Source organism: Sulfuricella sp. (genome assembly GCF_035531155.1).
Taxonomy (GTDB): Bacteria; Pseudomonadota; Gammaproteobacteria; order Burkholderiales; family Sulfuricellaceae; genus Sulfuricella.
The window spans coordinates 128,425-141,396 of sequence record NZ_DATKTK010000056.1 but is presented as its reverse complement, the minus strand read 5'-3'; the positions used below and the strand labels follow the sequence as shown (position 1 = coordinate 141,396).

8 protein-coding genes are annotated in these 12,972 nt (G+C 60.6%); 4 read left to right on the top strand and 4 right to left on the bottom strand.

Annotated elements, in window-relative coordinates; translation table 11 throughout:
* Positions 1 to 539 precede the first annotated feature (539 nt).
* The 3 genes from VMV64_RS13055 to aroC all read right to left on the bottom strand — a co-directional run bounded on the left by VMV64_RS13055 (position 540) and on the right by aroC (position 4,461).
* Positions 540 to 1,748: a DUF4382 domain-containing protein gene (locus tag VMV64_RS13055; RefSeq protein WP_325331016.1), complete on the bottom strand. Its 1,209-nt coding sequence runs from the start codon at positions 1,746 to 1,748 to the stop codon at positions 540 to 542.
* A gap of 510 nt (positions 1,749 to 2,258) precedes the next feature.
* Positions 2,259 to 3,083, bottom strand: a complete 825-nt coding sequence (locus tag VMV64_RS13050) for a DNA ligase (RefSeq protein WP_325331014.1) — start codon at positions 3,081 to 3,083, stop codon at positions 2,259 to 2,261.
* A 274-nt stretch (positions 3,084 to 3,357) separates the two neighbouring features.
* Positions 3,358 to 4,461, bottom strand: coding sequence for a chorismate synthase (aroC, locus tag VMV64_RS13045; protein WP_325331012.1), 1,104 nt, complete (start codon positions 4,459 to 4,461; stop codon positions 3,358 to 3,360).
* A gap of 65 nt (positions 4,462 to 4,526) precedes the next feature.
* On the opposite strand from aroC, the gene VMV64_RS13040 reads away from it, so the two are divergent.
* The 3 genes from VMV64_RS13040 to VMV64_RS13030 are packed head-to-tail and all read left to right on the top strand — an operon-like array spanning position 4,527 to position 8,402.
* Positions 4,527 to 7,211, top strand: a complete 2,685-nt coding sequence (locus VMV64_RS13040) for a cation-transporting P-type ATPase (RefSeq protein ID WP_325331010.1) — start codon at positions 4,527 to 4,529, stop codon at positions 7,209 to 7,211.
* Between the two features lie 14 nt (positions 7,212 to 7,225).
* Complete coding sequence (locus tag VMV64_RS13035; protein ID WP_325331008.1) at positions 7,226 to 7,360, top strand: hypothetical protein; 135 nt, start codon at positions 7,226 to 7,228, stop codon at positions 7,358 to 7,360.
* A gap of 40 nt (positions 7,361 to 7,400) precedes the next feature.
* A complete protein-coding gene (locus tag VMV64_RS13030; protein WP_325331006.1) occupies positions 7,401 to 8,402 on the top strand; it encodes a zinc-dependent alcohol dehydrogenase family protein in 1,002 nt (333 codons plus the stop codon).
* Between the two features lie 271 nt (positions 8,403 to 8,673).
* On the opposite strand, the gene VMV64_RS13025 is transcribed toward VMV64_RS13030, so the two are convergent.
* A complete protein-coding gene (locus VMV64_RS13025) occupies positions 8,674 to 10,125 on the bottom strand; it encodes a leucyl aminopeptidase family protein (RefSeq protein ID WP_325331004.1) in 1,452 nt (483 codons plus the stop codon).
* A gap of 189 nt (positions 10,126 to 10,314) precedes the next feature.
* Between VMV64_RS13025 and aceE the strand changes: the two genes are divergently transcribed.
* Positions 10,315 to 12,972 carry a pyruvate dehydrogenase (acetyl-transferring), homodimeric type gene (gene aceE, locus VMV64_RS13020; protein ID WP_325331002.1) on the top strand — a complete coding sequence of 886 codons (2,658 nt, stop codon included), beginning with the start codon at positions 10,315 to 10,317 and terminating at the stop codon, positions 12,970 to 12,972.

Below are 12,972 nucleotides of genomic sequence, written 5' to 3'. Positions count from 1 at the left end.
AACTCGCTACCATGTAACGAGTGTCTGGTAAGGCAGAATTGCGTTGAAAAACGCGCTTTCAATTTTGGCGCTGAGCCAACCAACCTGGTTTTTTCTGAGAATTTCTTCTTCGCGAAAGAAATATGTTCGGATTTAGAGATTTTTCTACTGATTTTCTGTTTAACTTACCGCTAATTTCCTTTCTTGCATTTCTAAGAACAACCACACCAGTAGGCGAGACACGTTATTGGGCAACCGGAACGGTGTCCCCTTTGTGTTGGTGGATTGCCGGATCCGCGCGAATCTGGACCCTGGGTGTTGATGGCGCCCAATCCGCCGCTCGATTGGGCAAGGATATGGGGGGGCGATTCAATTCGTACAAAAAAAAGCCTTGGCCGCAGCCAAGGCTATATTCGAGAGATCCTGAATTTGTTATCTATCGGGTGACCATCACCCGATTCAGCGTTTAGCAGGTGTCGCCTTGCGATGGCCGCAATGCCCATGGCGGTCGCTGACTAGATATTATGACTTTCTCTTTTCTGATCGAGCGGCAGGTTGAATTACGGCACCAGAGTAAAGTTCTGCGTTGCGTCCGCCGCGGGAATGTCCTTGATGACTGACTGGGTCTGGTAGCCGGTCGCGGATGCTTCAACGGTGTATTTGCCCGCCACGCCAGCTTGTGCAACAAGCTGAATCGGCAGCGTGCCCGTACCGTACTGGCCGAGCATCGGCGCGCCAACGGGCAAGGTTAGCGTATAGGCGCCGGGTGGTGACGTTGAATCATCGGCGGCCACGAACTTCACCGTCACGATCGGGGCGGTACCGAAGGTTTGCTTCGCTGCCACATAGGCGGCTTCAGTCGAACTTGTTGGATTCAAGGTTGCCGTGCCGCTGACGATGTGGGTGGAAGACACGGGCAAAGTAATCGGCATGGCGGTGTTACTAAGGATAGCAATACTGGTGGTGCTCGCGACTGGCACTGAGGCAATCACTGCAGTGGCATGGCTGCCCGCGGTGAGAACGACATCGTAATTGCCGGGCACAAGACGGCCTAGGAAAAACTCGCCGGTTTGCGCGTTCGGCGCCGTGGATTGAACTACAGCGCCGTTCTGCTGCGCCGTCACCAAGACGCTGTTGCCGAGCAACGCGGTATCGACAAAACCGTCAATGCCGTTCAGCACAAAAGGGACTACTTTGATCACTGGTTTCAGCGCATAGGTTCCGTTGCCACGCTTCACAACAGACTTGCAGGCGTCGAAATCCAGCACCAAGTCGACACGCTGTCCGGATGCCACGTCGAACTCGTTAATCAGCTTGATCCCGCTTTGCACAGCGCTTGGGGTGACGAGCGCGGTCTCAACCCCGCCCGAAGGGACAACCGAGTTGGTTAGGCCCGCTGAGGTGTTCGGGTCCAGCACCAGGCGCAGTTGCGTGTAATGCCCTGCTGCCAACGGTGTCTCGCCTAGGTTGTCGAGCACGCCGTTGTTCAGATTGAGCAAATTGATTTTCCGCGCCGGGTTCAGCGTAATATCGGTCCAGCCGGCATCGGTGTCGGAGGCCGAACTGCTTTGGTGCACCCGAACCTTGTTCACTGTTACATTTACCGCGTCAAAGCCGCAGGCTGGCGCATCGGTGAGGGAAACGCCGAGCGTACCTGTGGCGGCGCCACCTCCACCGCCGCCGCCGCATCCGGCTACAAGTAACGCTAATGATGATGCCATCAACCACGCTATTGATTTGGACTTGAAATAATTGTCGAATTTTTTCATTTTATTTTCCTTCTAAGAGTGACCGCGAAATGCATTGGTGGGAACTATGAGTTGAGTACCGATGTACATCACTCGCACAAGTCATCGCGAGCATCATGAGATCGCAAAATGCGCTTCTAAAAGTGGTTCGTCTGTGCGGAAACACACACAGTGCGATATGTCGCGACGCGAAGGAATCAAGATAAGTTGTATTTGCGGAACACTTGGGCGCGGATCGCGTAACGTACGCTATGAACAACGCGCTTCAGGCTGTTGAACAAGCTCTCGGTCGGCGCGTGACCGTACCTATTTCTTTCTTGCCTGAAGGGACGGACATTCATTTGATCATTCTCAACGAATAAATTTCAGCTGGCGCGACCGACTGCTATGGCCGAACAAGAGACGGTCGTGCCGCTCAGCCTGAACTTCCGCTCTTGGCAGGCACAAAGCAGCCCAAAGAGTACAGACTTCAGGCATTACATGTCAGATCAAGTCGGTACTTTTCCAGGTTAGTGAACCAACCTGCGACTTCTACTTCTCCCCGCCGGGCATATCCTCCCGCACCCGCATGAAACTGGCGAACCGGGGAATGCCGCTGCCTTCGTTCAGTCCGATATAGCGATAGGTCACCCAGCTTCCCGGCGCAGGCGGGTTTCGCCGCTCAGCGTCGGAAAATCCCGTTCCGATGCGGAATCGCAGCCCCTCCGCCGTTTCCACCAGCAAGGCGCCGAGCACGCCCAGGTGTCTGCCCTTGCCCGGCAGATGCGCAATGACCCTCGCTTCAGCGTCCTGGTACGGCTTCAGCTTGAGCAAGTCGTCGCTGCGCCCGGCCTGGTAAAGGGACGCGGTGCGATGGAGCATCAGCCCTTCACCCCCATTTTTGACCACCCGATCGAACGCGACGCGCAATCCGGCCCGGTCGGCCACCTTGAACTGCTCGACCGGACGTACCCAGGGAAGCGCAAGCCCGGCAAGCAAGGACTTCAGCGCCGCGTTACGTTCAATGAAGGGTCCGGGATGGCCCGGCAGATCGAACACCATGAAACGCAGCGTACGCCATGCGGCGTCATCCGGCGTTTTCTGCCGGACGATGGAAACGGCACTGGCAAACCGCCCTCGCCCGACCCACAACTCGCCGTCCAGGGGGAAATCAGGCCACCCTGCGGTGAACCATGCGGGTGCCTCGATTCGTTCACCGCCACGCGTCAGCAGCTTTTCGCCGTCCCAGTAGCCGCGCACCCCATCCAGCTTCTCACTGACCAGATAGTCGGCCAGCGGCGTACCACTGCGATAGACGTTCGCCAACATCGCCGGCGGCGGTGGAAAATCCACTGCGCGAGCTACGGGCGACTGCATAAAAAGCTGAAAACATAGGGAAAAAAGAACAAGCACCGGCAACGCCCAACCGCGACCACGGCGGAAAACACCCGCAATACGCTCCCACACTCTCATGGAGAGAACGGATCCAGTCCGCGTAGGAAGGAAAAGCGTAGCGCCTTCCGCCGTATGGGATTGCCGCACATCATTTCGGTGGATTGAACATTCGGCGGATAACGCTTCGCTCATCCGCCCTACAGGGCGCATGGCGGCAATCATAAGGAGCCAGCAATAACGTCGGCAAGACCAAGGATTAGCTGCCGGCGCTAGCCGGAATTCGCGGCGTATCGCAAACCACGTCGGCATTCTGAGCGCGGTGGCGCAAGGCATGGTCGATCAGCACCAGCGCCAGCATCGCCTCGGCGATGGGCGTGGCGCGGATGCCGACGCAGGGGTCGTGCCGACCATGAGTCTCCACCATCACCGGCTCGCCTGCCTTGTTGATCGAGTGGCGCGGAATGCGGATGCTGGAGGTGGGCTTGATGGCGAGGTGGGCAACGATGTCCTGGCCGGTGGAAATGCCGCCGAGGATGCCCCCGGCGTGGTTGGTAAGGAAGCCCTGCGGCGTCAGCTCGTCGCCATGCTCGCTGCCCTTCTGCGCCACCGAAGCGAAACCGGCACCGATCTCGACGCCCTTGACCGCATTGATGCTCATCATGGCATAAGCGATCTCGGCGTCGAGCCGGTCGTACACCGGCTCGCCCCAGCCCACCGGCGCGCCTTGCGCCACCACGGTGACTTTTGCGCCGACCGAGTCGCCGGACTTGCGCAGGGCGTCCATGTATTCCTCCAGTTGCGGCACGTAGCTGGCATCAGCCACGAAGAAGAGATTCTCGCCCACGTCCGCCCAAGACTTGAACGGCACCTCGATCGGGCCGAGCTGGGAAAGGAAGCCGCGAATTTCCACGCCATAGCGCTCCTTCAGCCACTTCTTCGCCACCGCCCCCGCCGCCACCCGCACCGCGGTTTCGCGCGCGCTGGAACGCCCGCCGCCACGGTGGTCGCGAATGCCGTACTTGTGCCAGTAGGTGTAATCGGCGTGGCCGGGACGGAAGGTCTCGGCGATGTTGCCGTAGTCCTTGCTGCGCTGGTCCTCGTTGCGGATCAGCAGGGCGATGGGAGCACCGGTGGTCTTGCCCTCGAACACGCCCGAGAGAATTTCCACCGTATCCGACTCGCGCCGCTGGGTCACATGGCGCGAAGTGCCGGGCTTGCGCCGGTCGAGCTCGCCCTGGATATCCGCCTCGCTCAAGGCCATGCCGGGCGGGCAGCCATCCACCACGCAGCCGATTGCCGGGCCGTGGCTTTCGCCGAAGGAGGTGACACAAAAAAGTTTACCGAGGGTATTGCCGGACATTTTATTTCATCTCGCAAAATCAACCTGCTAAGTTTAACATAAGTGCCCATAACCGGCTTTTGGCCATGAAAATCCACCACCTCACCGTCGAAGACGCGATCAGGAGTCTCAACAGCCGCCCCGAGGGGCTGTCCGCTCGCGAAGCCGCACGCCGACACAAGGAATTCGGGCCAAACCGGGTGGAGCGGGTCAAAAAGGAGCCGCTGGCGCTGCGCTTCCTCAAGGAGTTCACCCACTTTTTCGCCCTGATCCTGTGGCTGGCCGCGGCGCTGGCCTTCGTCGCGGAATTCAGCGACCCCGGCAAGGGCATGGCGATGCTGGGCTGGGCCATACTCGGCGTGATCCTGATCAACGGCATTTTCTCCTTCTGGCAGGAGTACCGCGCCGAAAAAGCCCTGACCGCACTGGAAAACCTTCTGCCACACCAGGTAATGGCGCTCCGCAGCGGAATCATCGAGCAAATCCCGGCCGTCGAACTGGTTCCCGGAGACATTCTTATCTTGCAGGCAGGCGACGACATCCCCGCCGACTGCCGACTGGTCGAAGCTTTCGGTGTGCGCGTCAACAACGCCACGGTCACCGGAGAATCCCTGCCCAAAGCCAGAAATACCGAACCCTGCAAGGAGGAGGACCTGCTTCTTGCACGCAACGTCCTGCTCGCCGGCACCTCGCTGGTATCCGGCGAGGCACGGGCGGTAGTGTTCGCCACCGGCATGCATACCGAATTCGGCAAAATCGCCCACCTGACCCAGACTGCGAGGGAAGCGCCATCCCCATTGCAGCGCGAGATTGCGCGCGTAAGCCGCCTGGTAGCAGCCTTGGCCAGCCTGCTCGGTGCAATTTTTTTCCTGATTGGCCAGGCGATCGGACTCCCTTTCTGGGAAAGCCTGATTTTCGCCATCGGCATCATCGTCGCCAACGTGCCCGAAGGCCTGCTGCCCACCGTCACCCTGGCGCTGGCCATGGCCACCCAGCGCATGGCCAAACGCAACGCCCTGGTGCGCCACCTGCCCGCGGTGGAAACGCTGGGCTCCGCCACCGTGATCTGCACCGACAAGACCGGCACCCTCACCCAGAACCGGATGGCGGCGAAGAAGGTCTTCCTCGCCGGCGAGTTACGCGCCGCCACCGACTTGACCCTTGACCCCGCACTGGCGGAAGACAACCGCTGCTTTTTCGAGACTGCGCTGCACTGCCACAACCTCCAGACCACCGAAAGAAACGGCGCCCCCGAACTGCTCGGCGATCCGATGGAAATCGCGCTGGTGCGCATGGCACAGGGCGTGTTGCTGAAGCCCCCAAGTTACGCCAAGGTGGGCGAAGTGCCCTTCGACACCGACCGCAAACGGCTTTCCACCCTATGCCGCACGCCGACAGGACTATCTCTCTACACCAAGGGCGCCCTGGAAATGGTGCTGCCCTTGTGCACGCGGGTGCAGATTGGCGCGAAAACCCTGTCTCTCACCCCGGAACTGCGCGAAAAATTTGCCGCTGCGCAGGAAGCCCTGGCGGAAAAAGGACTGCGCGTGCTCGCCTTCGCCTGGCGCACGGTGGCGGAAGAAGAGCCGAAGGGGAATCCAGAACACGACCTGATCTTGCTCGGCCTGGTGGGGCTGGAAGACCCGCCGCGCCCGGAAGTGCCGGATGCCATCCGCAAATGCTTTGACGCCGGCATCCGCGTCATCATGGTCACTGGTGATCACCCCCATACCGCCCGAGCCATCGCCCGCGAAATCGGCCTGATCCGTGGCGAAGCCCCGGTTGTCATCTGCGGCGAGGAACTGCGACGGCTGTCCGATATCCAGTTGCAGCTTGCGCTGGATGCGCCGGAAATCATTTTCGCCCGGGTCGGCGCCGACCAGAAGCTGCGCATCGTCACCGCGCTGCAAAAAAAAGGGGAAACCGTCGCCGTCACCGGCGACGGCGTCAACGACGCACCGGCGCTGAAAAAGGCCGACATCGGCATCGCCATGGGTCTTTCCGGGACCGATGTGGCGCGCGAAGCCGCCGACATGGTGCTGCTCGACGACAACTTCGCCAGCATCGTCGCCGCCATCGAGGAAGGCCGCGCCGTGTTCGAGAACATCCGCAAGTTCCTCACCTACATCCTCACCTCCAACATCCCGGAACTGGTGCCCTACCTCGCCTTTGTCCTGTTCAGGATTCCCCTGCCGCTGACCATCATCCAGATCCTGGCGGTGGACCTCGGCACCGACATGCTGCCGGCGCTGGGGCTGGGGATGGAGAAGCCGCATCCCGGCGTGATGCAGCAGCCGCCGCGCGCCCGCCGCGAACGCCTGCTCAACTGGCCGCTGGCGGCGCGCGCCTACCTGTTCCTCGGAATAATGGAAGCGGCAGCGGCAATGGCGGCGTTCTTCTTCATGCTCAACAATGTCGGATGGCGCTACGGCGAGATGCTTTCGCCACTCGATCCCATCTATTTGCAGGCCACCACCGCCACCCTCTCCGCCATCATCGTGATGCAGGTGATGAACGTGTTCCTGTGCCGCAGCGGCACGGAATCGATTTTCAGCCAGGGGCCGCTCGGCAACTGGCTGATCCTGTGGGGTGTCGCTGCCGAAATTTCCCTGATCCTGGCCATCGACTACACGCCCTGGGGCAACCTGGTATTCGGCACCGCGCCGATCGGCCTGAATGTCTGGCTGTTCGTGCTCCCCTTCGCTTTTGCCATGCTCGCGCTGGAGGAAGTGCGGAAATGGGTGGCGAGAAAATATATACTTCGGGCATGAAAGCCAACGAACAATTGAAAAAACTACTGGCGGAGAAGCAGGAAGCGCTACGCCGCAAGCAGGTCCAAAACCCCGCCAACAAACTGATGGACAAACAAAACCGCTGGCAACGTTTCAACCGCTTCGGCTGGGACAAGCGGCAAGGCTAAGCCAGCCGCGGAAACGCAGAAGTTTTTTTCAGGAGAACATATGAAAGCCATGCTGATGGCCGCCCCCGGCGGCCCCGAAGTCCTGCAAATCGCCGAGTTGCCCCTGCCCGAGCTGCCCAGCCCGGTGCATCTGCTGGTGCGCCTCAAGGCCGCCGGCGTGAACCCGATCGACACCAAGCTGCGCAAGGACGGCACCTACTTCCCGGACAGGCTGCCCACGGTGCTGGGCTGCGACGGCGCCGGCGTGGTGGAGAGCATAGGCAACGCCGTGACCCGCTTCAAACCGGGCGACGAGGTGTACTTCTTCAACGGCGGCATCGGCGGCGAACCGGGCAACTATGCCGAATACGCGGTAGTCCATGAAGACTGCGCCGCCGCCAAGCCGAAAAACCTGTCCATGATTGAGGCCGCCGCATTGCCGCTGGTGCTGATCACCGCCTGGGAAGCACTGCACGACCGCGCCCAACTCAAGGAAGGCCAGACCGTGCTGATCCACGCTGCCGCCGGCGGCGTCGGCCATGTCGCGGTGCAGCTCGCAAGAGAGATGGGCATCCGCGTGGCTGCCACCGTCAGCAGCGCAGAAAAAGCGGCCTGGGTGAACAAGCTGGGCGCGGAGAAAGTCATCCTCTACACCCAGGAAGATTTCGTCCATGCCGCCCTCGACTGGACCGACGGCCAAGGCGTGGACGCGGTGTTCGACACCGTGGGCGGCGACACCTTCTGCCGCTCCTTCGCCGCCGCCAAGCTCTACGGCAAGATCGTCACCCTGCTGCAATCCGACTGCACGGCCAGCCAGATCAAGCTGGCGCGGCTCAGGAGCCAAAGCATCCATTTCGAGCTAATGCTCGGCCCGGCCTATTTCGGCGCGCACCAGGCGCGCATCGCGCAGACCCGCATCCTCGAAGCCGGGAAGAAGCTGTTCGAGGCGGGCAAGCTGAAGATCGAGGTCAGCAAGACCTTTTCGCTGGATCAAGCGGCGGAAGCACACCGCCTGATCGAGGAAGGGCATACTGCCGGCAAGATCGTGCTGACTATCGATTAACCAGCCAACAACAGCGGGGCTTAACGTTCGAGTTCAGGAGCGCGCCGCTTGCTGCGCGTCCGTGTGGAGGCGGCCATTTGCAAAGCACTGCGGCTAGACCGCTCAGCGCACCCACTAGGCCAGCGAGCGCCGCAAACCATATCCAACTCCGCTCGGCATTAGGGAAAAGCGGGTTAAATCCGCTCGGCCTGAGCCCAAACGGAGCGAATAAATCAGCGCTTCCTTAGCTGTTCATAAATCAAGCCGGGGAATGACGAATTTCCCGACTTTTTTATTTCAAACCGCGTAGCAGCGCCATCCCCCAGCCCACACCGAATCCGTTGACATCAGACGCCACCGCGCCCAAGCCACCCTTGCAGTTGCTGGAGGAAAGATCGACGTGCAGCCACGGCGCATCCTCGATGAAGCGCATCAGGAAACGCGCTGCAAGGATATGGTCGGCCTCGCCCTCCATGGAGCACTGCTTGATGTCGGCGATCTGGCTGTCCAGCCCCTCTTCGTAGTCCGCGTCGAGCGGGAAGGCGCAGACCCGCTCACCGGAAATTTTCCCGGCCGCCACCGCCTGCTCAACAAACTTTTCACGGTTGGAAAAGATGCCGCTGTAACGCGCACCCAGAGCGGTAGCCATGCTGCCGGTGAGGGTGGCGAAATCGACGATCAAATCGGGTTTCTCGCGCGCCGCCAGGGTCAGGGTGTCGGCCAGCACCATGCGCCCTTCGGCGTCGGTGTGGATGATTTCTATAGTGGTACCGTTGAGCGCGGTCACCACATCGTTCTGCTTGTAAGCCTTGGGGCTGATGTGGTTCTGCGCCAGAGCCAGCCAGCAGTCGATGTTGAGCGGGAGATTGGCGCGAGTGGCGGCAAGCAGTATGCCCAGGCTGACCGCGGAGCCATTCATGTCTTCGTGCATGCCGTGCATGTAGCGGGCAGGCTTGAGGTTGTGGCCACCGGTATCGAAGCAGATGCCCTTGCCGACCAGGGCGATGTTTTTCCTGGCTTCGGGATGGCGATAGCGCAGATGAACGATGGCGGCATCATCCTCGCTGCTGCCCTGAGCCACGGCAACGAACGCCCCCGCCCCGATCTTGCGCAGCTTCTTCATGTCGTATTCAGCGCATTTCCATCCATTCTCCTTGGCCAGCTTGCGTATGCGTTCGCGGTACAGTCCCGGGGTCAGTTCGTTGGCGGGCAATATGGTCAGTTCCCGTGCCAGCTCATTGCCTTCGGCCTGGCCGCGCAGCAGGATGAAGTCGTCTTCGGCTTTGTAACCGTGCAAGGCAATTTTTTGCAGCGGGCGGCGCTCGTCCTTTTTCTTGCGCTGCGGCAGCACGGCGCTGTTAACCAGGGCCGCATAGATTGCCGCTTCAGCTGCCAGGCGGCGTTCCTCCGCACCGCCCAGGACGACGATGGCAATTTCCTTGGGGTGCTCATCCAGCAATGGCTGCAGTGCCTTGCGCATCAGCGTGTGCCGCTCGAATGTCGTCTGCCCGGTATCCAGCATCACCCAGATGGCCAGCGTGCCCGGTTTCAAGTCGCCGCTCAACGGTGTTTTGGCCAGCTCTTCCGGCTTCATATGGCGGCGCGCCAGGCGTGCCTGCAGGGTGTCGACTCCGGGCATGGTCACGGCAAGGCTTTTCGTCTTCGGCATGACGAACAGCACATGGGATGCCTTGGCAAGTGCATTGTCCGACACCGGGGATGGGTTTTGTACTATCTTTATCATTTCCGCTCCAATAACTATCCTGACTGTTTAACCATTATCGCCGGAGTTGATCAATCAAGAAAAAAATTAATTCACTTTCCAGCCCGGGTAAAAGATAATACGCTCTTACCCAAGTCTAAAAATCTCAAGAAAAGCTATAAGACTTACAGATAGAAAAAATATTACGCTGTTTAATCAGGAGATTACAAAATGTCAGAAATTCCGGACATCGATCAGCAGGAGACGCAGGAGTGGCTGGATGCCCTCGATGCGGTGCTGGAACGGGAAGGCGCGGAGCGCGCCCACTTTCTGCTGGAAAAACTGACCGAAAAGGCCCGCCGTTCCGGCGCGCACCTGCCTTTTTCCGCGAACACAGCTTACCTGAACACCATCCCGGTGCACCAGGAAGACCGCTGCCCCGGCGACCTCGCCATGGAGCGCCGCATCCGTGCCTTTATCCGCTGGAACGCCATCGCCACGGTGATGCGCGCCAACAAGCAAAGCCCCGGCGTCGGCGGCCATATCGCCAGTTACCAGTCCGCTGCTACGCTCTACGAAGTTGGCTTCAACCATTTTTTCCGCGCTCCAACGGAAGACCACGGCGGGGATCTGCTGTATATCCAGGGTCACCTGGCCCCCGGCATCTATGCCCGCGCTTTCCTCGAAGGCCGGATCACGGAAGACCAGCTCCTCAACTTCCGCCAGGAAGTGGGCGGCAAGGGCTTGCCCTCCTACCCGCATCCCTGGCTGATGCCGGATTTCTGGCAGTTCCCCACGGTGTCGATGGGCCTCGGTCCGCTCACGGCGATCTATCAGGCACGCTTCATGAAGTATCTGCAGGACCGCGGCCTGGTCAAAACCGAGGGGCGCAAGGTGTGGGCTTTCCTCGGCGACGGCGAAACCGACGAGCCGGAATCGATGGGTGCGATTTCCCTGGCCTCGCGCGAGAAACTCGACAACCTGGTGTTCGTCATCAACTGCAACCTGCAGCGACTGGACGGCCCAGTGCGCGGCAATGGCAAGATCATCCAGGAGCTGGAAGCGGACTTCCGCGGCTCCGGATGGAACGTCATCAAGGTGGTCTGGGGCCGCCACTGGGACTCGCTCCTGGCGATGGACAAGAAAGGCCTGCTGCGCAAACGCATGGAAGAATGCGTCGACGGCGACTACCAGAACTACAAATCCAAGGACGGCGCCTACGTGCGCCAGCATTTCTTCGGCAAATATCCCGAGCTGCTGGAAATGGTTGCCCACCTGTCGGACGAGGACGTCTGGCGCCTCAACCGCGGCGGTCACGATCCGCTCAAGGTCTATGCTGCCTACTCCGCGGCGATGCAGCACACGGGACAACCGACCGTGATCCTGGCGAAGACGGTCAAGGGCTACGGCATGGGCGAATCGGGCGAGGGCATGAACATTACCCACCAGGCGAAGAAAATGTCTGAAGCGTCGCTCAAGCAGTTCCGCGACCGTTTCAACCTCCCCATTCCCGACGACAAAGTCGCCGAGGTGCCTTTCTACAAGCCGGCCGAAAACAGCCCGGAAATGCAGTACCTGCGCGAGCGCCGCATGGCGCTGGGCGGCTACCTGCCGGCGCGGCGCAAGGCCGCTGAGGCGCTTGCCGTGCCCGACCTGTCTGCCTTCGAAAGCCAGCTTGCCGGCACCGGAGACCGCGAAGTTTCCACCACCATGGCCTTTGTGCGGGTGCTTTCCACCCTGCTCAAGGATAAGGCGATCGGCAAGCTGATCGTGCCGATCATTCCGGACGAGGCGCGCACCTTCGGCATGGAAGGCATGTTCCGCCAGCTCGGCATCTATTCTTCGGTCGGCCAGCTCTATGAGCCGCAGGATGCCGATCAGGTGATGTACTACAAGGAAGACAAGAACGGGCAGATCCTCGAGGAAGGCATCAACGAGGCCGGCGCCTTCTCCTCCTGGCTGGCTGCAGGCACCAGCTACAGCAACCATGGCCAGGCCATGATCCCGTTCTATACCTTCTACTCGATGTTCGGCTTCCAGCGCATCGGCGACCTCGCCTGGGCGGCGGGCGACGCCCGCGCACGCGGCTTCCTGATGGGCGGCACGGCGGGGCGCACCACCCTGAACGGAGAAGGACTGCAGCATGAGGACGGCCACAGCCACATCCTGGCCTCGACCGTTCCCAACTGCGTCACTTACGACCCGACCTATGCCTACGAACTGGCGGTGATCATCCAGGATGGCCTGCGCCGGATGTACAAGGATCAGGAAAGCGTCTACTACTACATCACCATCATGAACGAAAACTACGTTCATCCGCCGATGCCCAAGGGCGCCGAGGAAGGCATCCTGAAAGGGATGTACCTGCTCAAGCGCGGCGCACCGAAGAAGAAGATGAAGGTGCAACTGCTGGGTTCCGGCACCATACTGCGCGAGGTGATTGCGGCAGCCGATCTGCTGGAAGCCGATTTCGGCGTGTCTGCCGACATCTGGAGCGTCACCAGCTTCAACGAGCTGCGCCGCGAGGGCCTCGACGTGCAGCGCTGGAACATGCTTCACCCGGAGCACACCCAGCGCACGACCTACGTCGAGAAATGCCTGAAGGACGGTTCCGGCCCGGTCATTGCTTCCACCGACTACATGAAAGCCTACGCCGACCAGATCCGCAACTTCGTGCCGCGCCACTACGTGACGCTCGGCACCGACGGCTTCGGCCGCAGCGACAGCCGCGAAAACCTGCGCCGCTTCTTCGAGGTCGACCGCTACCATGTCGTGGTGGCTGCGCTCAAGGCGCTGGCCGACGAGAACGTGATCCCCGCCGCCAAGGTGGCCGAAGCGATCGCCAAATACGGCATCGATCCGAACAAACCCAACCCCGTAACGGTTTAG